This is a genomic window from Oceanispirochaeta crateris (assembly GCF_008329965.1).
In the GTDB taxonomy this organism is placed as follows: Bacteria; Spirochaetota; Spirochaetia; order DSM-2461; family DSM-2461; genus Oceanispirochaeta; species Oceanispirochaeta crateris.
This window is the reverse complement of the sequence record NZ_CP036150.1, coordinates 142,441-167,278: the sequence shown is the minus strand read 5'-3', so window position 1 is coordinate 167,278 and position 24,838 is coordinate 142,441. Positions and strand designations below refer to the sequence as shown.

Below are 24,838 nucleotides of genomic sequence, written 5' to 3'. Positions count from 1 at the left end.
AGGGTGACTCCTTGAATTAATGATGAGAAGGAAAAAGTTCATTTTCCAGTATGGTCAAACTGGTGAGGACACGTTCTATTCGATGGGGAGTCCATTCCCCCGAGGATGAAAAAAGGCTCTCTTTCATCAATTTCAGCCCTTCTTCGACCTTTCTTTTACCAGAATCAGTGAGAGTCAACTGGGTAACACGCTTATCAAAGGGTGAAGACCCTTTTAAAATCAGATCGGCTTCACTCAGGCGCTTAACCTCACGGCTGCTGTTTGGAAGGTTCATATTCATACACTGACTGAGAGAACTCAGGTTCTTAGGACCCGAAAAGTAGAGGATTCTCAGTATATTCTGCTGCAAAGGGGTGAGTTCCTGGTCCTGGATCAGCTGTGCCAGATCGGACTCAATGGAGTGGATATTGGATATAAAGGCGACAACCCTTCGAAATACATCATCTTCGGTCATAATGGAACCAGATTACCCTCCAACCTTCCCAAATACAATATTCAAATGCAAGTTTATACAATTATTATCTTTAAATACTTATCTATTGACAACTATAATACCCTTTCATATATTTATCATATGATAACTAACAAGGAAGACAAATGAAGACACTCATCATCTTTACCCACCCTGCTCCAGAAAGTCTGAACAGAAGCTTTTTGAATTCGGCAATGGAGGGATTGTCCTCTAATATGGGCTCAGACAGTGTTGAAGTTTTGGATCTCTACAAAGAGAATTTCAACCCGGCTCTTGTCTTCAACGATGAAAAAAGAAGACGAAGTATGTCTAAAGACCCAGAACTTGAATCCTATAGAAAAATGATTCAAAGAGCTGATACCATCCTACTGATCTATCCCTTATGGTGGGGTCGTCCTCCCGCCATGTTGATGGGTTTTTTTGATAAGGTCCTGTCATCGGGTTTCGCTTATAAACAGACGGAAGGAAAAATCCTACCCGAAGGTCTCTTAAAGGGAAAGCGGGTAATCTGCGTTTCCACAATGAAAGGACCAAAGGGCTATCCTGCCCTGGTATTGAGGAATGCCCATAAGGTTTTGATGAAAAAGGCAATTTTTAATTTTGTGGGTATTAAAAAAGTGAAGTTTTTTGAATTTGGTTCCATGGAAAGTCCTAGGGGAAAACAGGAGAAGAAATTGGAAAAAATAAAAGATTACATGCAGAAACTAAAACCAGTATAACTTCAGGCCTCCCGTCCCAGATATGACAGGCCTTGAAATAAAAATTTCAAGCATAGAATGCCTCGGTTTCCCAGAATATCCTAATATTGTAAAAACATATAATTCTTTCCATTCTCCAGTAAAATGAGTATTTTTTAAGAAGGAAACACCATAAACTACCCTTTGAGGATAGGAAGAATTAGAACTGATTCTGCTATGTACGCCATCTGACTTGCGAGCAAAAATGATCAGAATTCAATAAGCTGAGGAGTCTGAAACGAACATGGATGATTTAGAACTGATAATTGACCTTCACAAGGGAGCCCTGCGCCTCGGGCCCGGAAGTTCTGAAGAAACAGGAAAAGCCCTGAAACTGACGAATCTGAACCTATCAGAGGATTTGAAAATAGCAGACATAGGATGCGGAAGCGGAGCACAGACTCTGGAGCTGGCCCGATTGACCAGGGGAAAAATCATTGCGGTCGATCTTTTTCCGGAATTCCTGGAGAAAGTAAAGGAATATGCTGAAGAAGAAGGGTATAAAGAGAGAATCAATACACTTCAGTGTTCCATGGATGATCTGCCTTTTGAGGAAGAATCGCTGGACCTCATCTGGTCGGAAGGCGCCATTTACAACATGGGATTCCAAAAGGGACTTCTGGCATGGAGAAAATTCCTAAAACCCGGGGGATACATTGCCGTATCCGAGATCACATGGTTAAAAGAGGATAGACCACCCGAATTGGAACAATTCTGGTCTGGTACTTATTCTGAAATGCACTCCCTGGAAGTTAAGAAAGATCAGCTCAAAAACTGTGGCTATGAACTGGTGGGCAATTTTACAATATCAGAAAACAGCTGGCTTGATAATTATTACACCCCCATGCTCTCCCGTATTCCGGATTTTCTCAAGCGGCATCAAGAAGATAAAAATGCCGAAGATCTGGTCAAAGAGGAGCAGCATGAGATAGATCTTTTTAAGAAATATAAAGATTATTACGGATATGTTTTCTACATTGCCAGAAAAATCTAACCCTTCATAATCCTACATTTTCGTAGGTATTTAATTCAAAAGTACCTTTCAACGCCTCATTTCCTAAGAATCCAATCAGGATTATTGTGTTTTTTTATTTTTTTTGGTTATTATACTTGAAAGGTCAGACATCCTCTGGCCCTATAATACTGAATTGAAAATTCCGAGCGCAGACATTGAGGACGGGAAGCCTGTACATACCAAATGGTATCGGGGTCGCGCAATAAACTTAAAAACACGAAGATAATGTTTTGAGTTTCTGTGCGGGATTTACAGGTCTTTTACTCTCAGCCACAGTCCATCAAATATTTATCACATTTGTTTTTGAGTGAACCTTTTTATCCATAAGGGGAATCACAATGATACACAATTACCTAGACATTTCTGAACGCGCCCGAACGGGTCAGACACTTTCCAAAGAAGACTGGGACTTTAGAATCATCGAAAAAGTTCAAGCTCTGGTAGAAAAATACGAACTTGCCTGGGACGATCAAGTCATAACTCCCGATCATCCAGATCTGGCGGACAGAGTCTTTGCTGCCGGAAAGGAACTCATCCTGGACATAGGGGTCTATGCCCTGAACAAAGGCCGCATCATAGAACTCTCGGAACAGGAAATTCTTGAAGGTATTCATAAGATGGATAGACCTCTGAGTATGGGCGAAGGAAAAGATGCCTGCATTCTCCTACCCCGGAAAATCCTGGATACCACCCCTCCCACCATATGGGCCGGGAACCCGGGGGTTCCCACACCAGAAAGGATATTCAAAGCCTCTGTTAAAAGCTGGGCTCAGGAACCACTCGTTGATCTTATCACCTGTGGCTCCCTGGTAGATGTGGATGGCGTGAACGTCGTCTCAGGTGAACTGAGTGAACTCATAGCCTCCAGACGTGAATTATCCTACCTGAGACAGGTCAGGGAAGAGGTCGGACGCCCCGGTCTTGGAATGCTCGCCGCCGAGAGCAGCGTGACCGAAATTGGAGATTTGGCAGCGACCCATCCCGACCTGCTACGTCCCTGTGACTCTCACCTGGTAGCCATGTTTAACGAATTGATGATCGATCAGGGAAATATGCTTAGAGCGGCTAACTCTCTTTTCTACGGAATGGCTAATGCCTCCCTGGCAACGGTGATGGTGGGAGGACTGGCAGGAGATGCTCCAGGGGCAGCTGTTGTACAGGTAGCCTCCTTTCTGGCAGCCAATATCGTCTGCCTGGCCGATTACCATCTTTGCCATCCTATCCATATCCGTTATGTTGCCACCTCAGCCCGCGGCTGTATGTGGCTTCAGAGCATAGTGTGTCAGGCTTTTGCCAGGAATGCTCCTGCGGTTATTGTCTGCGATATCTATCCAAAGAGCGGGGCTCTCACCAAGGAACTGCTCTATGAAGTTACCGCCAATACAATTGCCATATCCCTGAGCGGAGGACATCTTGAAGGAGTGGGTTCTGCCGATGGCAGCAAGCCTCATGGAACCGGTCTTGAAGTCCGTCTCATGGCTGAAGTGGCCCATGCAGTCACCAGACAGAATATGTCTCTTCTGGAAGGAAACCGCATCATTCAGTTACTGCTTCATAAATATGAACATATTTTTGAAACAGAGGGAGGCAATCCCGGAAAATCCATCGAAGAGGCCTATGACCTACTCACAGTCCAGCCAAGGCCGGAATGGCTGTCTCTCTATGAAATGGTGAAGAAGGATCTAATAGATATGGGAATCAAGCTCTAGGTATCCACTGGTATTTCATACCGGATTATATTGTTCAAGGAGAAGGAATTATGACATTTTACACTATCTTTAATGTGCTTATTGTTGTCCTGCTGGGTCTCATTGCCCGTTTTACAGACAAGAATAAGGTCGACAAGGAAAAAGGCGGCTATTCCACACAAAATCTGGTAATCGTTGCCGTTTTGGCCGCCATTGCCGGTGTGATCAACACAGGTGTCGGGAATATCTGGTACCTGGCAAACACATCCCTGGGACCACTGGGTGGTGCACTGATTCAGGGAATGTTCATGTGGGCCTATATTCTGGCAGTCTTCATTGTCCGGAAACCCGGAATAGCCTTGATGTTCGGATTGATTGAAGCGTCAACAGAAGTTCTTCTTGGAAATGCGGCAGGAATCGGAACTCTAGGCTGGGGGATCTCTCAGGGACTCGCCATCGAAGCGGTTTTAATCTGTGTCAGTTACTCAAGGTTTGGCCTCATCACCGACATCATGGCCGGAGCAGCGGCATCACAGTTTGGGACTCTTTGGAGTTCCGTATTCTTCGGATGGGACCCCGCGTATTCAAGAGATGTCTGGATGTCTGTTCCCGTGAATACGATCTCAGGAGCCATTTTCAGCGGTGTCCTTGGCTATGCACTGGCATCCCGTCTGGCCAAAACCGGTTTGATCCGATCATCCCGGAAAAAATAAGATCACCAAGCAGGGCGGAAATATTTTATATAATTCAGCCCTGTAATTTTTCTCAGGAGAGAAACAGCATGCCCAATTCTGTCGAATTCAAAAATGTTTTCTATCGATACGATGAACAGAGTGAACCCGTTCTAAAGGATATAAGCTTCAATCTGGAACAGGGCAGTTTTAATATTCTGGTTGGCCCCGGCGGAAGCGGTAAATCGACTCTCTGCGATCTTTTCAATGGAAGGACTCCCCAGCTGATGGGAGGAATACTGGAAGGAACAGTTCTGATTGAGGGAAAGGCCACAGCTGATACTCAAATGAAAGATCTGGCCTGTAAAGTTGGTTATGTATTCCAGAATCCGGAATCCATGTTTGCCACCCTTTCCGTAGAAGATGAAATTGCCTTCGGTCCTGAAAACCTGTTATTTGAAAAGGAAGAGATTCACCAGAGTGTGGAAGAACTTCTGGACATGGCAGGCATCAAAGAGTACAGACACAACCTCGTATGGAATCTATCGGGAGGTCAGATTCAGAAATTAGGACTGGCTGCAGTTCTGGCCATGAAACCAAGATTGATCATCCTGGATGAACCCACGGCTAACCTGGACCCTGCGGCGACCCGGCAAGTTCATGAATTGATTCTGAAATTGCGAAATGAAGGGATAACCATTCTCCTGGTCACACGGGAACTGGATGATTTCATTGCTGAAGCCGTCAAGGCAGCCCACTCCATAAGGGGACGAACCACGGGGTCCGGTCTGGCCCATCGCTTTAAACTCTGGCAGCGCTATGTCTTCACGATCCTGGTAAACGGCATCAGAAAAGCCGAGGTCACAGCCGATGCCCTGGAATGCAGAGCCTTTGGATATAAGGAGAAACGGACCTATTTAAAGGATGTCTATTTCAAAAAAACAGATCTATTCCTGCCTCTTCTCACAGGGTTTATTTTGATATTTTTGATTGTCATGGAACATCAGTGCTGGAGGGCTCTTCTAGGGCTCTAGGTCTCCGTTTTGATAAAGGATTTGATCACATCCATGCATTCTCTATGAATCAGACCATTTGTGCCAAGGATCTCTTGGGGAAGAAAGTCATCTCCTCCTCTGTAATCGGAAACCCGGCCTCCCGCTTCTTTCAGAATCAGCATCCCGGCGGCAATATCGTACAAATTGATATGCTTTTCCCAATAGCCGTCCAACTGACCTGACGCGACCATACAGAGGTCTAAGGCGGCCGAACCTCCTCTGCGGATATCTCTGATTCGGGGCATCATACTGCAAAAGAGGGGCAGATTTGTTTCACTCAAGCCCGCACGAATACAGGCAAAACCCGTAGAGAGAACCCCATCACCCAGAACTGTTGTGTTTGATACCCTCATTTGTACGCCATTGAGAAAGGCGCCCTGCCCTCTCCTGGCTGTATACAGATCATCCAGGGCGGGTGCCAACACAGCAGCCAGTTCTAAGTGACCATTGACTTCCAGAGCTATGGATACGGAGTATTGATACTGCCCGTGAAGATAGGAAATCGTCCCGTCTATGGGGTCGATGATCCAGCGGCAGGCATGTGCACCCGACTCACCTTCCTCCTCTCCCAGGATCGCATGATCGGGGTAGCGCTCCAAAATCCGCTGTCTCAACATGGATTCCACGGCCTGATCGGCCTCTGTGACCAGATCTTTGTCTGTTCCTTTCTGTTCTACCCGGAGAGTCTTGATATTCTCACGGTACTGAAGAGTCAGTGCACCGGCTTCTTTAATAATGTCTCTCAGGAAAGCCTGAGCATCGTTCAAATTAATCATTATATTGCAGTTTATCAGAATTGGAAATTCATCAAAAGTGTTCGGTCCTTCATGCAGGAGTAATTTATCACTATCCGGTCATAGCCTGAGAACCAAACTGACTATGATAGAGCTTGTAATAGAATCCCTGGGCACTCATTAACTCCTTGTGGCTGCCCCTTTCAACAATCCGACCTCCATCCATGACCAGAATTTGATCGGCATTTTTAATGGTACTCAAACGGTGGGCTATGACAAAACTGGTTCTGCCTTCCATCAGCCTGAGCATGCCCTTTTGGATCTGAATCTCTGTGCGGGTGTCTACACTGGATGTGGCTTCATCCAAAACAAGGATTGAAGGCTCTGAGAGTATTGCCCGGGCAATGGCAATGAGCTGCTTCTGTCCCTGACTTAAATTAGCCCCGTCTTCGGATACCAGGGTATCGTACCCCTGGGGCATACGATGAATAAACTGATGGGCATTCGCCAGTTTGGACGCTGTGATGATCTCCTCATCTGTAGCATCCAGTCGGCCATAGCGGATATTTTCCTTGACCGTGTCGGAAAAGAGAAACGTTTCCTGCAAAACAATCCCCAGCTTGCTTCTGAGGTCTCTCTTTTTGATGCTGCGAATATCCAATCCATCAATGGTAATGCTTCCCTTATGGAAGTCATAAAAACGAGCTAGAAGATTGATCATGGTGGTCTTTCCCGCTCCGGTTGGTCCCACAAGAGCAATGGTCTGCCCCGGCTGAGCATGAATTTCGATTCCTTTAATGATGGGTACATCGGACAAATAGCCAAAGTGAAGGTCTTGAAAAACAACTTCTCCCTTAAGGTCCTTCAGGGAGAGAGAATTCTCATCGTCTTCAAACTCTGGTTCCTCTTCCAGGATGGCGAAAACTCTTTCGGCTCCAGCCAGGGCCGATTGAATGGTGGTATAAAGCTGTGCTATCTGATTGAGGGGTCTTGAAAATTGCTTTGTATAGTTCAAAAAAGCGGCAATGGTACCCACAGAAACTAATCCATGAATGGCGAGGACACTACCGGCAAAGGTGGTGATTCCATAGTTCAGATTGTTCATCATATTCATGAGTGGGCCCATCAGGCCCGATGAAATATTGGCTTTGTTGGAAGCGTTCTTCAAAAGCACATTCTTCTTGGAGAAATCCCTTAGCAGTTCACTCTCTTTGGTAAAGGCCTTAACAACTCTTTGTCCCGAAATACTCTCTTCAATGATCCCATTCAAATCACCCAGATGTTTTTGCTTGTCCCGGAAGCCCTTTCTTGTATGATGACCGACCCGTTTAGTCAGAATGATCACCAGAGGAATCACACAGATACAGATGAGGGCCAATTGCCAGTTGATGGCAAGCATAACCACCGCTACTGCCCCAATGGTAAGTACAGCAGAAACAATTTCTAAAAAGCTATTGGACACGGTATTACTGATATTATCAATATCGTTTGTGACCCGGCTCATCAGTTCACCTGCGGATCTTGTGTCAAAAAAGTGTATGGTCAAGGTCTGAAACTTGTGAAAAATATCCCGTCTTAGGGCTTTTATGGCTTTTTGGGAGACCGCAATCATGATCCACTGCTGCACAAAGGTGAATAAGGCGGCAAAGGAGTATATAACCACCATGGCAAGAAGTATCCTAGCAAGACCGGAAAGATTAATCCCCGTGGTTATGTAATGATCGATGGCATACTTCATGAGATAGGGTCCGGCAATATTCAAGGCTGTCGTTATGAGAACGATACACAGCACCAGAAGTATTCCCAATGTATCCGCTTTGAGATAAGCCCATAATTTTTTTAAGGTTTCCCTGCTGTCTTTGGCCTTTTCTTTTGGTTTGGCAAAATGCGCTCCAGGACCACCGGCACCGGGCCCTGGAACCAATATGGGTGTATTTATTTCCTGTGGTTCTTTTTTCATGAAACAGCCTCTTTGTCAATTTGTGAATAATAGATTTCCTGATAGAGGGAGTTTTTAACAAGAAGTTCCTCATGGGTCCCCATGCCTGAGATTTCACCATCATCCAGAACAATGATTTTATCGGCATCCATAACACTGCTGATCCTTTGAGCAATGATAAGGACAGTTTTTCCTGAGCCCCGCTCCCTCAACGAGTTCCGGATTCCCTTCTCCGTTGCGGTGTCCACGGCACTTGTTGCATCGTCAAAAACAAGGATGGGTGCCTCTTTGGCAAGGGCCCGGGCTATGGCTATACGCTGTTTCTGCCCCCCTGAGAGGTTCACTCCCTTTTGATTGATATCCGTCTCATAGCCATGAGGGAGCTGATCTAGAAACCCGTCAATATTGGCGTCCTTGGCTGAGTCTTTCATGAGCGGTACTAAATCCTGTCTGTCAGAACTATCATAATGATAGAGAATATTATCCATGACAGTCCCTGAAAAAAGTATGGTCTTCTGAAAAACAAAGGCGATCTGATTCCGCAGATTGTCCAGAGCCATATGCCTTATATTCTTACCATCTATCAAGATCTCTCCTGAATCCAGATCATAAAATCGCGGAATCAATTCGGCCAGACTTGTTTTACCCGAACCGGTCGCTCCGATAAGAGCGACAGTTTCTCCAGAATCTACCGTAAATGTTATATTTTTGAGGACTGGATTTCCCTGATGAGTGTATGAAAAACTGACATCTTTAAACTCAATCTTTCCCTTGAATTCAGTATTCTGGATGGGGTCTTTGTCTTCCTGAATATCCGAGACACTGTTTAATACTTCCTGAATTCTTACGGATGAAGCCTGAGCCCTTGAAAATCTCATTAAAAGATTGCTGAACATCATAAGCGAGAACAGCAACTGCCTCAGGTAATTGGTAAAGGCAATAAGAGCCCCTATTTTCAGGACTCCTACATCAATCAATTCTGCCCCAAACCAGAGTGCTGCAATGATGGCCCCGTTTAAGAGGATCTGCATGGCCGGGTTCATAATGGAGACAGTGCGAGACGCCCCCACATTGACATCGGTCAGATCCTCATTGGCCTTCTTAAATTTGTCCTCTTCATACTCTTCTCTGACAAAGGCTTTCACCAGCCGCTTTCCCGCAAGATTTTCCTGAAGGCGGATATTGAGTTCATCCAGTTTGGATTGAACCCGGTAAAATAGAGGATAGGCTCTTTTAATCAACACCACCATGACGATGACCAACAGGGGAGTAAACACAACAAAAAGCAGTGAGAGCTGTCGGCTTATAATGATAGCCATGACAAGACTCCCTATGATCTGGAGAGGGGCCCTGACCATGACCCTCAGCATCATGAGTGAAACTTCTTCTATTTGCGAAACATCATTGGTCAGGCGAATGATCAGATTTCCCGTTTCCAGTTCATCCATATTCTTGCTGGAGAGGGTTTGAACCTTTTTATATAGATCATGGCGAAGATCAGCCCCCAGACCCGTTGAAGCAAAACTGGAAGTGATGGCACATCCCCCTCCTCCGATAAAAGCCACCATGGTGACCAGGATCATGCGGAGACCCAGGTTGAGAACCATATTCAGGTTCTGATTAACAATCCCGATATCCACAATATCTGCCATGATAGCAGGGAGCATGAGATCCATAAAAACTTCGAGCAACATGAGCAGTGGTGCGATAGTGGCAAAAATCCAATACTTTTTTAAATAGCTAATTATTGTTTTCATCTTTAAGTTCCTTTAGCAGATGATCCTGAATGCGCAAGAGCATATCTTTGAGGATTCTGCGTTCATCTTCAGTAAAGTTCTTGAAAATTCTTTGGTCTATATCTTCCAGCTTTTGGTTGATGGAAGACCGGGTGTTCTGTCCCTTGGGCGTTAATGAAATGAGAGTGATTCTCTGATCGAGCTTGTCTTTTTTCCGGGTGATATAGCCTTTTTTTTCCATATTCTGCACCATTCTAGTCAGAGTCGCTGGAGCTATATTCATTTTCCGGGCCAGTTCTGTCTGACTGACCTCCCCAGATTCACTGAGCTTATCAAATAGTCTGTTTTGTCCCCGATAAAGATCATAAGACATGAAGATATTATGATGATAACGGTGATGAAGTCGGGCAGTATCGGTAAATATTGATCCGGTGTTATCCATGTAAGGCCCCCTAGATTAGCTTACTAATCTTTAGCAAGCTAACCATTAATCAAAAATATGTCAAGAAGGAGTGAAAAAATTAAAAACTGTTTTGTTTAGAAAATATACGGGCTTTAAAAATGAGGGGATTGATAGATTTCAATAGATCTTGAATCTATGTATAATAGGCATCGTTTTTAAGGAGTTTCTTATCAAAACAGAAAAAAATCACTTCATTCCGGGAGATTTTCCATTTTCACCAAGGAAAGTTCCCTTTTATTATGGTTGGATCATTTTAGTAGCCGGTGCCATGGGAATCCTCTTCAGCATTCCCGGTCAAACCATGGGCGTCTCGGTCTACACGGATCATCTCATTGAAAACCTGAACCTCAGCCGTATAGAAATTTCCACAGCCTATATGATAGGGACCCTGATCAGCTCGCTGGTCATGACCCGCGCTGGGATGTTCTACGATCGCTTCGGAGCCAGAATTGCAGCGGCCGGCTCAGCCATGGGTCTGGGCCTCTGTTTGATGTTGCTCTCCCGATCGGTTCAAGTGACGGCCCTAAGTTCTGCCCTCCTGAAGATCTCATCCAAGAAAATGGCCTTTTCTTTTATGATTGTCGGATTTTTCGGCATCCGATTCTTTGGTCAAGGTGTTCTGACACTGGTATCCAGAGGGATGGTGATGCGCTGGTTCGACTCACACAGAGGCTATGCATCCGCCCTGATGGGAATCTTCACTTCCTTTGGATTCTCCTATGCCCCCCGGATTCTTCAGGGAATGATAGACCTGTCCAGCTGGGACCGCTCCTGGATGATTATGGGTATTGTTATGATCGTCCTGATTGCTCCTTTTATATTTGCCATTTTCAGAGACAGCCCAGAAGAGTGTGGCATAGAAATGGAAAAGGGAATGAAAATTAAGACTGGAAGCCGGAAAAAGGGCGCTGACCCGGAGGTATCCCTCACGCTGGGAGAGGCCAGGCGAGACCCTAAACTCTGGTGTTATATGCTCCTCCTATTTTTTTGGGCCCTCTACAATACGGGTTTCACCTTTCATATCACATCCATTTTCGGATCACAGGGAAAAACAACAGCACAGGCTGTGGCAATCTTCCTGCCCATATCCATCCTATCTCTGGGGTTTCGTTTCCTGGGAAGCTGGCTCAGCGATATAATCGATTTAAAATACCACTACTACCTGACGATCCTGTCCATCATTACAGGGGCCTATGCTCTCACTCTACCCTATACAGGTGGGGCCGCAGCCCTTCTGATCATTGGCTTCGGCATTGCAGGCGGTCTATTCGGTGTTTTAAACTCCGTCACCTGGCCAAAATTGTACGGACGGGAACACTTGGGAGCCATTTCTGGCATGGCCATGAGTTTTATAGTCGCCGGCAGCGCCCTGGGTCCCTGGGGATTCAGCCTCATGGAAAAAATATGGGGAGACTACAGGCAGACCGGTTGGCTGGGAGTCTATGCCGCCGGGTTCATCGGCATGATCAGCCTGCCCTTTCTACTGCATAAACGGAAAGCGTCAAGTCTTGGTTAGAGCAATCAGCCGGGAAATGGCCCGGGTTGTGGACTGTTCCATATCCCGGGCAGTGGTCAATGCGGAATTGAGCTTTTCAGTACTGCCCAGCATCTCCTTCACCCGCTCATTCACCCTGTCACTCAAGGTCCTGAGCTGATCCAGACTCTGCTGTGACTTTTCACTGCTACCTCTGATTTCACCGGATTCCCGGATAACATAGTCCGATTCCATCTGTACCGATGAAAGGCTGCCCCGGATTGCATCTCCCATAGTGCTCTGTTCATCCAGGACTGTTTTCATTTTCTCTATGGTATCCTGAAATGCTTGAATTCCTGAATGAATATCTCTGAAACTGGTTTCTACAGATCCAGAAGTATCTACCATATTCTTAATTTCAGACAATATTTCCTTCAGCTCTTTATCCGACTCGGTAGACTGTAAAGCCGTCTGTTCTGCCAGTGTTCTAATCTCTTCGGCCACAACAGAAAAGCCCTTCCCCGCCTCTCCGGCATGAGCCGCCTCTATGGCTGCATTCATGGCCAGCATATTGGTCTGGCTCGATATACCGGAAATCAGGTCATTCGTTTCCACCAGATTTTCAGACCGTCTGCTGATTGCCGTTGCCAACTGGCTCAACCCTTCCATTAGAACTTCGCCCTTCTCACTGGAAGAAGAAAGAAAAGAAAAGGAATTTTCCATATCCTTAAAGCGGCTGATAAGCTGTCCTGTTTCTTCCAAGAGGAACGAAATGGTTTCTGCGGCCTTTTCAGTTTCTCCCGATTGTCTCTTGATCCCCACATCCAGGCCACCTAGAAACTCATTCAACAAGGCAGAAGCCTCACCCGTCTCTTTCAATCCCTGATTCTGGGATACAATTTCCTGATTCACCTCATTGATATGCTCGGTGATTTCGTCGACAACTCTGTCGGCAGTGACCATGCTTTGGCTCAGGGCTTCTCCCGATTGGGATAAAGAGCCACCTGCTTCTCTGATTTCATGGAATAAATCTTCAAGCTGCTTTGAAGAAACCTCAAGTTCCTTCCTCAGCCGATCACTCTCCTTTTTATCATCAGTGAACCTTCTGGCTAATAGAAAAGCCATGCTCAAGAGGAAACCAAGCATACCATAACTGAGGATGGCTCCCGAATGAATGATTAACAGGGCATTAAGCACATCATTGACAAAGCTGATGAGAAGGAAGAAAACAGCCACAAGGGTATAGATGGCACTGTTGCGTTTTCGAACCGTTACGAGAACACCTACATACATGATATAGAGGATTTCAAAGGTGAGCATGATTTGCTGAATCGATATAAAAGACGTAAAGAACAAAGGAGAAGTACAGAGGATCAGCACACCATAGAGTACGGAAGGTACACCAAAAATAAGCAGAGGAGGTTTTCCGACATCCTCGGGGTAAAGGCTGCGCAAGAGGACGATCATGGCAATACCCAAGAAGGCGAATGTAAGGTATTCCAGATGAACTGTCACATTCCAACTTATAAAAGGAAAAAGTTCCTGAAGGAACATGGATTCTGTGACAAGGGACCTGATAAGAGCAGTCATTGTGAATATAAAAAAATACAAAAATGTCTTTTCTCTCATAAAAAGATACAAAACAAGATAATAAAGCATCAGAGCCAGAGAGACCCCAATCAGGAGCATTTCCATCCCCCGCCCAAGATCCCAGCGGCTCTTAATATTTTTATATTCTCCCAGAAAAATCTCTTCCTGAAATCCTCCGGTATATTGGTGAAAATTACTGACTTGTATACTGATTTCCAAGCGTGTGATTCCTGGAGGAATAGGATAAATTTCGCTATCGTACAGAGGTAATGTTGTAGCCTTATCAGTACCGGCGATACCGGCACCACCGCTATAAACTCCATTTATATATAAATTGTAAGCATTGTATAATTTGTTGATCTCAAGTGCCAAAGGAGGGCTATCCTCCGCCAAAACAACGGTTAGACTAAAAGTTCCGAAGCCTGTACTGCCAATTTTGGACTCTCCATCGGGTTTGTAATTATTCCAGTTAGCAGGAACTTCGGCAAAAAAACCGGAACCTTCCGGCCTTGTTATCTGCTTTTCCCATGCCAGTTCCCACTCCCCATTCAAGGCAACGGGTCCTTCTTCCCAAGGATAGGATGAGAGATCAACAGAACCTGATTTTATATCCTGGGACCACAAAACCATGGTTGATACAAATTGCAGTAGAGCCAGCACTAAGAAGATTTTTTTCATAATCAAATACTTGTTTATAAACGTGATCTTGTAAAGAGATGAAAGACATTTTTGATTAAGAATATCATCCTTTGAGAGGACAAAATAAAATCAAAACTATTGAGCTCTTTTAAGCATATATGTTATTTTATTTTCAAATACGAGATTAGTACATTTACCGTACAAATTCATCGTTTATCGTATTATATATAGGGTTATCATGTATAAAACAGGAAATGACATCCGAAAAGCCATCAAAGACCAAACCTGGACCTGCCCCACAAGCGGTGAAGCACCGGGTTTTGTGCAGGCAAACCTTGTGATTCTCCCCCGTGACTGGGCTTATGACTTTTTACTTTTTGCCCAGAGGAATCCCAAACCCTGTCCCATCCTCGAAGTGGGAGAGACAGGAGATCCTTCAACACGGATATTGGCCGAAAACGGAGATATCAGAACGGATATCCCCAAATACATCGTATACAAAGACGGAAAGAACACGGGAGAAGTCACAGATATTTCGACCCTTTGGCAGGATGACTTTGTTTATTTTCTATTGGGATGCAGCTTCTCCTTCGAACAGGCCCTTTTATCGGCAGGACTGGAAGTCAGAAATATAACCGAAGGTCGGAATGTTCCCATGTATATTAGCAATATCATGTGCCGTGACGCCGGCAGATTCAAAGAGGTTCCCATGGTTGTAAGCATGAGACCCTTTACACCCTCCGATGCCGAAAGAGCTGCAGAAATCACAAGAGAATACCCGGCAGTACATGGAAAACCAGTACAAATCGGATCTCCTGAAAAAATTGGTATAAAAAATCTGAACCAGCCCGATTTTGGTGATGCTGTCACCCTGCGGGAGGGAGAAATCCCTGTATTCTGGGCCTGCGGAGTCACACCTCAGATGGCTGTGATGCAGGCAAAACCACCCTTGGTGATTTCACATGCCCCCGGACATATGTTTGTGGGAGACCTCAAAGACCTGGACTTTAAAATATGAAAAATATTGCCCAATATATTGAACAGCGCATACAGCAGGATCCCGGAAACAGAGGACTGGCAAACTGGGCCGTACAAAACCAAATCCTGCCCTCGGCTCTTTCTCTGCTCAGGGGAGACCATATTTTACTGGCCACAGGATTCTATATACTGAAGGCCGAAACCATCGAAACAGATGGACCTCCCGGAGCTCTTATTCTTGCAGACACACTGGTGAAAGCCGGCAAAAAAGTAACTATCCTCTTTGATAGTCATTCCGAAGGAATATTCAAGGCTGGGATGAAATACATTGACAGTTCAGTAAACTACTGCAGCCTCGATGTTGAGAAAAAGATCGACTCAAGTGAGCTGTTTACTGACAAAACAACTCATTTCATTGCTCTGGAACGGCCGGGGAAGGCTGCTGATGGAAAATACTACAATTTTGCAGGCAGAGACATAAGTTCCTACCATGCCTCATTGGATGAGGTTTTTACACTCTCCAGAGAAAAAAATATAATCACCATTGGCATTGGTGACGGGGGAAATGAGCTGGGCATGGGCCTCGTGTCAGATGCGGTAGACCTGCATATTCAAAAGAAACTGAGCTGCCGTACTTCAGCTGACTACTGCATCTGTGCCGGAGTCAGTAACTGGGCAGGATATGGCACCGCGGCCCTCATTTCACGCATGATGGAAAAGAATCTGATGCAGAGGACCGAAGTGCTTCAAAATATTATCAGAGACATCGTTGAGGCTGGTGCCGTAGACGGCGTCACCGGGAAACAGGACATCACTGTGGATGGCCTCGCCGCCTCCTGGGAAAGTGCAATTTACAATGAAATGTTTCTTGTGGCCGACGAAGTGGAACTTCGGGAGCTGGCCCTATGATCAGCTGTTATCCCATCGGTGATGGCTGTCTCTGCTGGTCATTTGGAGAGACAATAGATGAAGAGCTTGTCCGGAAAACACTGTTTATCTACAAAAAATTTAAAAAAATGGACCTCCTTGAAAAGTGGGGAATCCATGACATAGTGCCCTCTTATAAATCCATTGCCTTTCACTTTGCCCCCTCAAAAGAGGGCTTGGAAAAAATGGAGAGAGAATTGGATTCTGCCATTCGGGATTACTGGACTCGTCTTGAGCAGGAGAAAACAATTCCGTCTCTAGAAGGGAAAAAAATCATTTTCCCCGTGGTATACGACGGTGAAGATCTGAAGGATGTAGCCCGACATTGCCGCATGAGTAAAGAGGAAGTGATACGCCTTCACTGCGAGGGTCGCTACATGGTAGCCATGGTGGGGTTTAAACCCTACTTCCCCTACCTTCTTGGGCTCAACCCTCTGTTAGAAACACCCCGGCTGGAGACTCCGAGGACCAGGATTCCCGCCGGAGCAGTCGCTATAGGAGGGGGACAGACAGGAGTCTATCCCGAAGAATCTCCGGGGGGGTGGAATCTCATTGGACGGACCGACCCAGAGCTTCTAAAACAGGTGGAACCGGGTGACATTATAATTATGAAAAATGTGGAGAATCTGAATGAAGATTAATTGTGATATCGGAGAAAGAGGTTCTGATCATCCCGTTGATACAGCCCTGATGCAGCACATAGATATAGCCAACATAGCCTGTGGTGGCCATGCGGGAGATAACGCATCGATAAGGGCATTTAGAACCCTGGCAGATCGCTTTGATGTGGATGTAACGGCCCATCTGTCCTATCCGGACAAACAAAACTTTGGGAGACTGACCATGAACATCCAACAGGAGGAACTCCTTCACTCCCTGGATCATCAATATGCCCTCATGGCCGATGTCAAAACGGTCAAATTTCACGGAGCCCTCTACAATGACGCAGCTTCCGATGCCAGCCTGGCCAAACTGCTGGCAAACTGGCTCCAAAAGAATTCGATAAACAGCATTGTGACTCAGTTTGATTCAGAACTGGCCCTTGCCTGTGAGAATCTGGGCATCTCAGTCATGGCTGAAGCCTTTGCAGAACGCCGTTATGCCCTAAATCCTCAGAATGGTAAACTCTCTTTGGTAAACCGGAGCAAGGACTATGCATCCATCCACGAGTTGGATGAGGCGGTCCAGCACTCCTTGAAAATAATGAACGATCAGAAGGTGACAGCCTTTTATGAAACAGACGGACAGGTCAAACAGAAAGAAGCCGTTCTGATGGCCCAGACAATCTGCATCCATTCCGACTCTGAAATATCCCTCACCCTGGCGACGGCGCTCCAAAGAGCATTCGGTCGGGAAAAAAGCGGTAGTAAAAAATAATGTTTAAAGAGTTGAACAGAGGAATCTATAAGAAGATACAGCTTCCCGAATTCGGACTTCAGGATAGAGGGGTCAGCCCGGCAGGAGCCATGGATCTCTTTGCTTATGAGTCGGGAAATGCCCTTTTATACAATGCTCCTGACAACCCTGCTCTGGAACTGATCTACCCTCCCCGGTTCATGGTGGTAGAAGAAGGATTTTTCATCCTCACCGGAGCTAAGTTCAGCACGGTCACCCTGAAAAAGGATGAGAGGACCATAGAAGTACCCCATGGCTCTGTGATCAAGGCCCATGCAGGCTGGACCCTTGAGTTTGGTCCCCGGGAATATGGTTTCAGAACCTATCTGTGTTGGTCAAACAGGAAGGATTTAACCATAGAAGGAAAAGAAAGAGGAAGCTTTGATTCGATTGCCTCTTGGAGGGATAAGGATCACAAGATTCGATTGATTCGAGGGCCTGAATATAAGGATTTAGAAAACCCAGAACTCTTTATCAATGAAGGCTGGACCATAACACGGGAAACAAGCGATATGGGAATGCGCCTCAGTTGCGGCAAAAAGCAGCTGAACCTCAAAACAACCGGGAATATGATCTCCGAAGCAGTGAGCGACGGGACTGTTCAGCTCACCCCGAAAGGTCCCATTGTCCTCCTAAAACACCGCCAGACAGTGGGCGGGTATCCGCGAGTCTTCAATGTAATCAGCGCCGATGTGGACCTGCTGGCCCAGTATGCGCCGGGACAGGTCCTGCACTTTAAAGAAGTAACCATGGAAGTTGCCCGGGAAGTCGCCCGGCTTAAAAATATTGAAATCAACAAACTTAGACAATACTGAAAGTATGGAGTCAAGGAGAGGAAAATGAGCATTTTTTATTTGGATGGAGATTTTGTAGATTCTGAAAAAGCTGTGCTGTCTGTTAACGACATGGCTGTGCTGAGAGGCTATGGAATCTTTGATTTTATGAGGACCTATAATAAAAGACCTTTTTACCTTAAAGAACACATTGATAGACTGGTGAATTCAGGACAGAAAGTAGGCCTGAACCTGCCTTGCACTAAAGAGGCCCTTTTTGACATTGTCATGGAAACTCTGGAACGGAATGACAATGAAGAGTCTAACGTTCGTATTGTCTACACCGGAGGAACCAGCCACGATTCTGTAACCCCGGAAGGCAAGGGTAAGCTGATTGTCATGGTAACCCCCAAACACGATCTGCCATCCTGGTGGTATACAAAGGGAGTGAAAATCATAACTGTGGATGTTGAACGCTATATCCCCGAAGCAAAGAGTACAAACTACATGAATGCAGTGCTCACACAGCAAGAAGCCATCAAATCCAACGCCGTAGAATCAGTTTATGTAGACAGAGACGGAAGAGTTCTAGAAGGAACAACAACCAATATTTTCCTTTACCTGGATAACAAATGGGTCACTCCCGGAGCAGGGATTCTTCCTGGTATCACCCGCTCCGTCATCATTGAATTGATGAATGAACAGCAGGCTGTAGAACTCCGCGATATCAGCAGAGAGGACATTGCCAAAGCAAAAGAAATTATTATTACCGCTTCAAATAAAGAAATTGTCCCTGTTATTCAGGTGGATGATATCCAAATTGGGGATGGGCAGATTGGTGTTCACAGTGCTGAAATCATGAAGAAATTCAAAGAATTTACAACACGCTATGGACAGGAAGGCCATGCGGAGAGAGTAAAAACAGCAGTTTAACAACAGCGAAGCATGAGGATCTCATAGCGGGCTCTGTACCGATAGGTCCTCATCATCTTAGAAGACAAAAATAAAATTAGGATATAAAACCCTCCCCAGTCCCCATCTCCTGTATTATATTAAAAACAGACCCTTCTTAATCTTCAATGTTGACCCACAGAGTTGTAGACAAGGAGGGGGAACAAAACAGGAGTACAACATGGACAGTTCAAAGGTAGAAGATTCTCTATCGGCGATTCCCTATGATCATGAAAACAATGAGAAGGGTGAAAAAAGGCCAAACATCCTCTTGCTGATGACCGATCAGCAGAGATGGGATACCATAAATGCCAGCGGTGCCGACTTCATGTATACTCCTAACCTGGACCGTCTGGCAGCCTCAGGCAGGTTGTATAGCCATGCCTTCACCCCCATTCCAGACGGAATGCCTGCACGTCATAACCTTCTGACAGGACTGACAGGAAAAATCCACGGATATCAGGAAAACAATAGAACCTTCGGCATGCCCGGTTGGATCAATACATTCCCCCAGCTTCTTTCTGATCATGGGTATGAAACAGTAGCCATTGGTAAAAATCAATTCATTCCCCGGCGACGCCACAGAGGATACGACCGGATACATTTGATGGAATCAAATCCGGCATTCAGAGAAGAGGATGACTATGCCATGTATCTCAAGGAGAATGGTTGGGGACATATTCTGAACATTCACGGATGTGAAAACATTCTCCGCTACGTCCCTCAGAGTCCCCTCTTACCCGAGCAGCATCAGGATGATACCTGGGTCGCAGACAGAGCGTTGGATTTCCTGGAAACAAACAGGGGCCGCCATCCCTGGCTCATGAAGGTCAGCTGGATTTCTCCCCGCCCCCCCAGGACCCTGCAAGGCGCTTTGCAGACCTTTACAGCGATAAAGAACTCCCTGAACTCCTGAAGACAACAAGCCCATTGAGCCCCGCGGCAGATGAGAACGCCCGTCAGTTTAGGAGTATTCCCCAAAAGTGGTTCAGACGCTACAGAGAACTGTATTACAGCTCCATAAGTCAGGTCGATTACAATATTGGAAGGATATTGGATGCTCTTGAAGATACAAATCAGAGACGGAATACACTCATTCTCTTTGTGAGTGACCATGGAGACCTTCTGGGGGATTATGGAACCATTGCCAAAGGCCTGCCCTACGACAGCTGTACACGTATTCCTTGTATTCTCAGTTATCCAGAGCTGATAGAACCGGGAGAAAAGGTGCATGAGTTTGTCGATTTAAACGATATAATGCCAACCATACTGGATGCCGCAGGAATTCAAATTTCCTATAAAACCACCAAACTCCCGGGAGAAAGCCTCCTGACGGATACAAAAAAGAAAAACCGGAATTTACAATATGTGGAATATGGATCGGGCATAAGACGGTGGATATCCCTCCGGACTCAGGATTACAAATACAATTATTACTACAGGGAGGGACGTGAGGAGCTCTTCAACCTCACAGAAGATCCTTCGGAGAGCCGAAACCTGCTCTTTAGTTCTCACAATGCTGAAATTATTGAGATCAAGAATCAGATGAAAGAGAAACTCCTGGAACAGGAAAGGCTCTGGGGCCCCGATGGTTGCCTGAATGATGATGATTTTGTAGTTCTGGAAGATTCGGGGAATCAAGCTCCCCGGCTCCCGTCATTCCCGGTCTTTCAGGATCAGATTCAGGATGAGAGAGAAAAATCCAGTATGAACAATTTTATGGATGAAGTTCTTAAATGTATAGAAAATGAACCTCTTGTTGAACTGGAACAACTCGATCTGGAACAATGGCAGAAAGAGGGCGGATTTCAGGATAAGAAGATCAAAGACCTCCTTGAAAAGGAGAAAAAGCTTAAATCAAAACACACAACGGGAGATAAAAATGCAGATTAACAGAGAAGCAGCCCTCGCATTATTCAGGGAATTCAACCAGAGTGAGAGTCTTTATACCCATGCTCTGGCCGTAGAAGCGGTGATGCGCCATGCCGCGGAACTCAGAGGCTACGACCCAGAGTTCTGGGGAATTGTTGGATTGATCCACGACCTTGATTATGAAAAATATCCCCAGGAACACTGTGTAAAATCGGCAGAGATATTAAGAGACCGGGGTTGGCCGGAAGAGGTCGTTCACGCTGTGGTCTCCCATGGTTGGGGCTTATGCAGTGACGTAGAACCCGTTCATGAGATGGAAAAAGTTCTCTATGCCACTGATGAGTTGACCGGACTGATTACGGCTACGGTCCTGGTTAGACCCTCAAAAAGTATTCTGGATCTGGAAGTTAAATCTGTAAAGAAGAAATGGAAAGCCAAGGGATTCTCCGCAGGAGTAGATAGAGCCGTCATTGAAAAAGGAGCCTCAATGCTGGAGATGGAAACTGGAGATCTAATAGCCATGACCATAGAGGGGATGAAAACAGCCGCAGAAGAAATTGGTCTGGCAGGTTCGAAGTGAAAAGCTTCCCCAACATACAACCCCTGACAGAGCTCATTGAGGACCAAGTCATACGGAATCCGCTCCTAAACATAGATACCTTCATAATTCCCTCTCCCTACATCCGCGACCCCGATATTGAGATTAGCCGGGAATACAGCTGCGTCTGGATCGATGAAGGTGAGATTTTGGGGTACATGCAGGTTTATACGGACAGATATAAACGCAATTTCCATATTTATAAACTGGTCACAAGTCCCTTCGGAAGAGGGAGAGGAATCGGCACCGCCTTTGTGGAATACCTGGCCTCAAAAATACCCGGCAATGGGAGAGTCTACCTGTACATATGGGAGAAACAGGGAGATACCATAGAGTTCTTCGAGAATAAAGGATTTCGGCAGGGTGAGCCCATGGTGTACAGGAATCTTGTATACAGCCATCTCTTAGCGGATAAACATGATATCCTGGTGATAGAGAGGCAAAAAAAGGACTCCCTCTCACCCTCGGCCAGTGAGGAGATTGGGAAAACAAGGCACGATGCCAGAAAGACACTCCGCCTCATGTCCAATATGGTGGACATGCTCTCCATGGATAATGCAGACAGAATCATCGAAGACATCAACCGTGAAACGACAACGATGGTAAACATGCTCAATTCATTCAGAGACAATATGCAGATTCTTCATAATGTGAACCTCCAGGAAGTCATACTGGAACGTATTGTTCCCTACATTGAGGCGTCCACAACTCCCTGTGAACTCCATCTTGAGCTAAAAACAAGATCGGCTCTCGTTCCAGGCTCTTTTATCAACATGGGCCGTGCCCTGGTCAATATGGTCTCCAATGCCCTGGATGCCATAGCCGACACTCAACGCCAAGGAATCATCAGGATATCCTTATACAGAATTAAAGACTTTATTTACCTGGAAGTGGAAGATAACGGTCAGGGAATGGCCAAGGAGAAACTATTAAAAAACTCCGAGGGTATTCCTGCCTTCGTTGGGAGAACGACAAAGGGAAATAAAACGGGCGAAGGCCTGGGGACCCGCCAAATTTTTTCAACCTTTGGAGCCGGGAATATAGAAGTCACCAGCCAGCTTGGAAAAGGAACGACCTGGAAAATCAAACTGGAAAAGGTTTCCGGATTTGCTAATAAATGGTACGTCCGTATGGACAGGCGCCTCAATGAGTTTAAAGTACTCTGGGAGAAACCGGAAGTATATGAAGGAGCCGACAGGAATGCCATTATCGCCTCTATCTGGCAGCTTCGAAAAATGGAAATATTCCTATTTGACCTGATCCTCAAGTTCAGCAAATTTCATAACATAAGAAATGTCTATCGAACCGCCTTATCCTATATTGAAGGAGCCCTTTCCCTGGAGGGCTTGGAAAAGGAAGTAAGTGTCTATAGATGCGAGTATGAAAATATGAAGACATGGCTACTGGAGATTTCACAGGAAATCAAAGCTAGAAAAGATAAGTTAAACCAGGTGATTAAGGATAACGATTACAGGGGGGCCATGTTTAAAAGTTATGGACAAGCCTACGAAAATATAATCATCTTCACAATGGACCCAGAAAACGGAGACTTTCGTGCCACCGACCGAAAGCTGGCAGAGCACCTTGATTTTGCCCCCTACCTTGGTAAGGAAAAAGAAGAACTCCTGCGGGGTGAGTTTATTGGTGACATGAACAACCATGACAAACCGATTTTTCTAGGTGTGTGGACTGTTAAATCCCATGAAGACCTGATCAATAAACTGAAATTGATAAAAAAAGGTGCCCAGAAGCTCTTAGAAATGGGAATCCATCCACAAAAAAAGCTATCCCTGTATCAAACAACCTATATGAAACACAGCGAAGACCTCGACACTGACGCCAGCTGCACCTTTGCAGAAATGGCATCCTGCCCGGATGATGAACTTGTCAAATATTCACGCGATGCGGATGACGAATTTCAAAACTTCATTGTCGCAGCAGATTAAGGACCCTTAATTTTAAAGAAGCAAAAAAAGCCCCCGGGAAAAGGAGGAAACCCGGGGGCGAGCAAAATGAAAAAAACAATTTAATCAGGAGAATTCTTGCTGTTCTACAATTTGGAAACCAGGCTTTTAAGAAGTGGTTACAAAAAAATAAAAAAAATTCGAACGACTCAGCTCATCGGCTCAGAACATTGTCATGGTAAATACAATTCAAGCTATATCTCCTCGTTGAAGCTTACAAGGTATGTTTTTCGATGAAATCAGCAAAAGCATGTATGAAGGTATGGGGAGAGTCTTCATTATAAACAAAGTAGAGATTCCTTTTGAGAGGTCCAGCTGCAAAGGGCCTGGATCGGAGAGTCCCCAATAGGAGTTCCTGTCTGACTGCCCAGCGGGACATGACAGAACAACCCACTCCCGCTTCTACAAGAGATTTTATGGCACTGAGACTCCCAATTTCCATGGTCACAGAACTTCTGGGAATGTGGATGTTATGTTCTTTACAGTATTCTTCCCAAAAATAGCGTGTTCCGGAGCCCTCTTCCCGAAGAATCAATCTGCTGCCTGCCAACTCTTCAGAAGTGATGGCTTTGGAACTTTCCGGGACAAAACTCCGGTCTCCAATAAAAATCATCTCATCCTGGAGCAACAGACGGTTCTTATACCTGGTCCTATCGAAGGGACCCTCCACTAAGGCAAGATCAATCCTCTTCATATCCAAAAGATGGAGTATGTTCATTGTATTTTCAATTTGAATGGTCAGCTCCAGTTCAGGATGAGTAGTTCTGTATTGACCAAGGTAGCTGGGAAGGATGAACTCTCCAATAGTCAGGGTAGCCCCCAAAGAGTAATGTTTTTTTCCTTCTGTCATACTGGTGGCCTGCCTGCTGAACTGAAGAAAAAGAGACTCGGCCTCCCTGGCAAATTTGTAAAGCAGATGACCTGCATCATTGAGAACAAGCCTTCTCCCTATATGATCAAAAAGAGGGATTCCATAATATCCTTCCAAATACTTGATATGCTGCGAAACCGCTGGCTGAGTTAAGCCTAATCTGTCCGAAGCCTTTGCCAGAGTGCCCTGATCTACAACACTTAGAAAAGTAATGATTCTATAATCCAACATGTCTATAAGATAACACAAACACTTAAGTTTTTATTATGTTTACATAATAATATATAAATATATTT

At 45.4% G+C, this 24,838-nt stretch carries 23 protein-coding genes; 16 read left to right on the top strand and 7 right to left on the bottom strand.

Translation table 11 applies throughout. The features are described from left to right. Positions 1 to 16 precede the first annotated feature (16 nt). On the bottom strand, positions 17 to 454 hold the full coding sequence (locus tag EXM22_RS00725) for a MarR family winged helix-turn-helix transcriptional regulator (protein WP_149484665.1): 438 nt from the start codon (positions 452 to 454) through the stop codon (positions 17 to 19). A 143-nt stretch (positions 455 to 597) separates the two neighbouring features. Here EXM22_RS00725 and EXM22_RS00720 point away from each other — a divergent pair, with 143 nt between their 5' ends. From EXM22_RS00720 to EXM22_RS00700, 5 genes are all read left to right on the top strand, one after another. After that, the gene (locus tag EXM22_RS00720; RefSeq protein WP_149484664.1) at positions 598 to 1,191 is read left to right on the top strand and encodes an NAD(P)H-dependent oxidoreductase; all 594 of its coding nucleotides are present in this window, start codon (positions 598 to 600) and stop codon (positions 1,189 to 1,191) included. Between the two features lie 262 nt (positions 1,192 to 1,453). Then, on the top strand, positions 1,454 to 2,203 hold the full coding sequence (locus EXM22_RS00715; protein ID WP_149484663.1) for a class I SAM-dependent methyltransferase: 750 nt from the start codon (positions 1,454 to 1,456) through the stop codon (positions 2,201 to 2,203). Positions 2,204 to 2,562: 359 nt separating this feature from the next. After that, entirely contained in the window at positions 2,563 to 3,933 is a 1,371-nt protein-coding gene (locus tag EXM22_RS00710) for a monomethylamine:corrinoid methyltransferase (RefSeq protein WP_149484662.1), read from the top strand. A gap of 50 nt (positions 3,934 to 3,983) precedes the next feature. Then, complete coding sequence (locus EXM22_RS00705; RefSeq protein ID WP_149484661.1) at positions 3,984 to 4,625, top strand: ECF transporter S component; 642 nt, start codon at positions 3,984 to 3,986, stop codon at positions 4,623 to 4,625. Positions 4,626 to 4,693: 68 nt separating this feature from the next. Beyond that, the gene (locus tag EXM22_RS00700; protein ID WP_168203263.1) at positions 4,694 to 5,617 is read left to right on the top strand and encodes an ATP-binding cassette domain-containing protein; all 924 of its coding nucleotides are present in this window, start codon (positions 4,694 to 4,696) and stop codon (positions 5,615 to 5,617) included. On the opposite strand, the gene EXM22_RS00695 is transcribed toward EXM22_RS00700, so the two are convergent. The 4 genes from EXM22_RS00695 to EXM22_RS00680 form a co-directional block, all read right to left on the bottom strand. Then, complete coding sequence (locus EXM22_RS00695; RefSeq protein WP_149484659.1) at positions 5,614 to 6,414, bottom strand: inositol monophosphatase family protein; 801 nt, start codon at positions 6,412 to 6,414, stop codon at positions 5,614 to 5,616. The genes EXM22_RS00700 and EXM22_RS00695 overlap by 4 nt on opposite strands. 70 nt (positions 6,415 to 6,484) lie before the next feature. Beyond that, positions 6,485 to 8,332 carry an ABC transporter ATP-binding protein gene (locus EXM22_RS00690; RefSeq protein ID WP_149484658.1) on the bottom strand — a complete coding sequence of 616 codons (1,848 nt, stop codon included), beginning with the start codon at positions 8,330 to 8,332 and terminating at the stop codon, positions 6,485 to 6,487. Further along, a complete protein-coding gene (locus EXM22_RS00685; RefSeq protein ID WP_149484657.1) occupies positions 8,329 to 10,068 on the bottom strand; it encodes an ABC transporter ATP-binding protein in 1,740 nt (579 codons plus the stop codon). The genes EXM22_RS00690 and EXM22_RS00685 overlap by 4 nt, the downstream gene beginning before the upstream one ends. Beyond that, positions 10,052 to 10,489 (bottom strand): MarR family winged helix-turn-helix transcriptional regulator, encoded by a 438-nt coding sequence (locus EXM22_RS00680; protein ID WP_149484656.1) that lies wholly within the window; start codon positions 10,487 to 10,489, stop codon positions 10,052 to 10,054. Before EXM22_RS00680 ends, EXM22_RS00685 begins: the two co-directional genes overlap by 17 nt. A gap of 148 nt (positions 10,490 to 10,637) precedes the next feature. Here EXM22_RS00680 and EXM22_RS00675 point away from each other — a divergent pair, with 148 nt between their 5' ends. Next, positions 10,638 to 12,026 (top strand): MFS transporter, encoded by a 1,389-nt coding sequence (locus EXM22_RS00675; protein ID WP_149484655.1) that lies wholly within the window; start codon positions 10,638 to 10,640, stop codon positions 12,024 to 12,026. Here EXM22_RS00675 and EXM22_RS00670 read toward each other — a convergent pair. Continuing rightward, on the bottom strand, positions 12,012 to 14,252 hold the full coding sequence (locus EXM22_RS00670; RefSeq protein ID WP_149484654.1) for a methyl-accepting chemotaxis protein: 2,241 nt from the start codon (positions 14,250 to 14,252) through the stop codon (positions 12,012 to 12,014). The two genes, EXM22_RS00675 and EXM22_RS00670, sit on opposite strands and share 15 nt — an antisense overlap. Before the next feature lie 199 nt (positions 14,253 to 14,451). On the opposite strand from EXM22_RS00670, the gene EXM22_RS00665 reads away from it, so the two are divergent. From EXM22_RS00665 to EXM22_RS00620, 10 genes are all read left to right on the top strand, one after another. Further along, entirely contained in the window at positions 14,452 to 15,231 is a 780-nt protein-coding gene (locus tag EXM22_RS00665) for a putative hydro-lyase (RefSeq protein WP_149484653.1), read from the top strand. Continuing rightward, complete coding sequence (locus EXM22_RS00660; protein ID WP_149484652.1) at positions 15,228 to 16,100, top strand: glutamate cyclase domain-containing protein; 873 nt, start codon at positions 15,228 to 15,230, stop codon at positions 16,098 to 16,100. Before EXM22_RS00665 ends, EXM22_RS00660 begins: the two co-directional genes overlap by 4 nt. Further along, on the top strand, positions 16,097 to 16,759 hold the full coding sequence (locus EXM22_RS00655) for a 5-oxoprolinase subunit B family protein (RefSeq protein WP_149484651.1): 663 nt from the start codon (positions 16,097 to 16,099) through the stop codon (positions 16,757 to 16,759). The genes EXM22_RS00660 and EXM22_RS00655 overlap by 4 nt, the downstream gene beginning before the upstream one ends. Beyond that, entirely contained in the window at positions 16,749 to 17,495 is a 747-nt protein-coding gene (locus EXM22_RS00650; RefSeq protein ID WP_149484650.1) for a LamB/YcsF family protein, read from the top strand. The genes EXM22_RS00655 and EXM22_RS00650 overlap by 11 nt, the downstream gene beginning before the upstream one ends. Continuing rightward, the gene (locus EXM22_RS00645) at positions 17,495 to 18,328 is read left to right on the top strand and encodes a 5-oxoprolinase subunit C family protein (RefSeq protein WP_149484649.1); all 834 of its coding nucleotides are present in this window, start codon (positions 17,495 to 17,497) and stop codon (positions 18,326 to 18,328) included. The genes EXM22_RS00650 and EXM22_RS00645 overlap by 1 nt, the downstream gene beginning before the upstream one ends. A gap of 24 nt (positions 18,329 to 18,352) precedes the next feature. Then, on the top strand, positions 18,353 to 19,219 hold the full coding sequence (locus tag EXM22_RS00640) for an aminotransferase class IV (protein WP_149484648.1): 867 nt from the start codon (positions 18,353 to 18,355) through the stop codon (positions 19,217 to 19,219). Positions 19,220 to 19,418: 199 nt separating this feature from the next. Further along, positions 19,419 to 20,153, top strand: a complete 735-nt coding sequence (locus EXM22_RS00635; protein WP_149484647.1) for a sulfatase-like hydrolase/transferase — start codon at positions 19,419 to 19,421, stop codon at positions 20,151 to 20,153. A gap of 14 nt (positions 20,154 to 20,167) precedes the next feature. Further along, positions 20,168 to 21,130 (top strand): sulfatase family protein, encoded by a 963-nt coding sequence (locus EXM22_RS00630; protein ID WP_149484646.1) that lies wholly within the window; start codon positions 20,168 to 20,170, stop codon positions 21,128 to 21,130. Beyond that, positions 21,120 to 21,689 (top strand): HDIG domain-containing metalloprotein, encoded by a 570-nt coding sequence (locus EXM22_RS00625; protein ID WP_149484645.1) that lies wholly within the window; start codon positions 21,120 to 21,122, stop codon positions 21,687 to 21,689. Before EXM22_RS00630 ends, EXM22_RS00625 begins: the two co-directional genes overlap by 11 nt. Further along, on the top strand, positions 21,686 to 23,653 hold the full coding sequence (locus EXM22_RS00620; protein WP_149484644.1) for a GNAT family N-acetyltransferase: 1,968 nt from the start codon (positions 21,686 to 21,688) through the stop codon (positions 23,651 to 23,653). The genes EXM22_RS00625 and EXM22_RS00620 overlap by 4 nt, the downstream gene beginning before the upstream one ends. 232 nt (positions 23,654 to 23,885) lie before the next feature. Here EXM22_RS00620 and EXM22_RS00615 read toward each other — a convergent pair whose 3' ends face one another. Further along, positions 23,886 to 24,773 carry a LysR family transcriptional regulator gene (locus EXM22_RS00615; RefSeq protein WP_149484643.1) on the bottom strand — a complete coding sequence of 296 codons (888 nt, stop codon included), beginning with the start codon at positions 24,771 to 24,773 and terminating at the stop codon, positions 23,886 to 23,888. Positions 24,774 to 24,838: the final 65 nt, after the last annotated feature.

Excerpts from the sequence above, each read along its gene's own strand:
- EXM22_RS00670 (WP_149484654.1), bottom strand. The coding sequence starts at position 14,252 with ATGAAAAAAATCTTCTTAGTGCTGGCTCTACTGCAATTTGTATCAACC.
- EXM22_RS00710 (WP_149484662.1), top strand. The coding sequence starts at position 2,563 with ATGATACACAATTACCTAGACATTTCTGAACGCGCCCGAACGGGTCAG.
- EXM22_RS00655 (WP_149484651.1), top strand. The coding sequence starts at position 16,097 with ATGATCAGCTGTTATCCCATCGGTGATGGCTGTCTCTGCTGGTCATTT.
- EXM22_RS00645 (WP_149484649.1), top strand. The coding sequence starts at position 17,495 with ATGTTTAAAGAGTTGAACAGAGGAATCTATAAGAAGATACAGCTTCCC.
- EXM22_RS00625 (WP_149484645.1), top strand. The coding sequence starts at position 21,120 with ATGCAGATTAACAGAGAAGCAGCCCTCGCATTATTCAGGGAATTCAAC.
- EXM22_RS00705 (WP_149484661.1), top strand. The coding sequence starts at position 3,984 with ATGACATTTTACACTATCTTTAATGTGCTTATTGTTGTCCTGCTGGGT.
- EXM22_RS00700 (WP_168203263.1), top strand. The coding sequence starts at position 4,694 with ATGCCCAATTCTGTCGAATTCAAAAATGTTTTCTATCGATACGATGAA.
- EXM22_RS00640 (WP_149484648.1), top strand. The coding sequence starts at position 18,353 with ATGAGCATTTTTTATTTGGATGGAGATTTTGTAGATTCTGAAAAAGCT.
- EXM22_RS00680 (WP_149484656.1), bottom strand. The coding sequence starts at position 10,489 with ATGGATAACACCGGATCAATATTTACCGATACTGCCCGACTTCATCAC.
- EXM22_RS00725 (WP_149484665.1), bottom strand. The coding sequence starts at position 454 with ATGACCGAAGATGATGTATTTCGAAGGGTTGTCGCCTTTATATCCAAT.
- EXM22_RS00690 (WP_149484658.1), bottom strand. The coding sequence starts at position 8,332 with ATGAAAAAAGAACCACAGGAAATAAATACACCCATATTGGTTCCAGGG.
- EXM22_RS00720 (WP_149484664.1), top strand. The coding sequence starts at position 598 with ATGAAGACACTCATCATCTTTACCCACCCTGCTCCAGAAAGTCTGAAC.
- EXM22_RS00650 (WP_149484650.1), top strand. The coding sequence starts at position 16,749 with ATGAAGATTAATTGTGATATCGGAGAAAGAGGTTCTGATCATCCCGTT.
- EXM22_RS00660 (WP_149484652.1), top strand. The coding sequence starts at position 15,228 with ATGAAAAATATTGCCCAATATATTGAACAGCGCATACAGCAGGATCCC.
- EXM22_RS00635 (WP_149484647.1), top strand. The coding sequence starts at position 19,419 with ATGGACAGTTCAAAGGTAGAAGATTCTCTATCGGCGATTCCCTATGAT.
- EXM22_RS00665 (WP_149484653.1), top strand. The coding sequence starts at position 14,452 with ATGTATAAAACAGGAAATGACATCCGAAAAGCCATCAAAGACCAAACC.
- EXM22_RS00715 (WP_149484663.1), top strand. The coding sequence starts at position 1,454 with ATGGATGATTTAGAACTGATAATTGACCTTCACAAGGGAGCCCTGCGC.
- EXM22_RS00615 (WP_149484643.1), bottom strand. The coding sequence starts at position 24,773 with ATGTTGGATTATAGAATCATTACTTTTCTAAGTGTTGTAGATCAGGGC.
- EXM22_RS00685 (WP_149484657.1), bottom strand. The coding sequence starts at position 10,068 with ATGAAAACAATAATTAGCTATTTAAAAAAGTATTGGATTTTTGCCACT.
- EXM22_RS00695 (WP_149484659.1), bottom strand. The coding sequence starts at position 6,414 with ATGATTAATTTGAACGATGCTCAGGCTTTCCTGAGAGACATTATTAAA.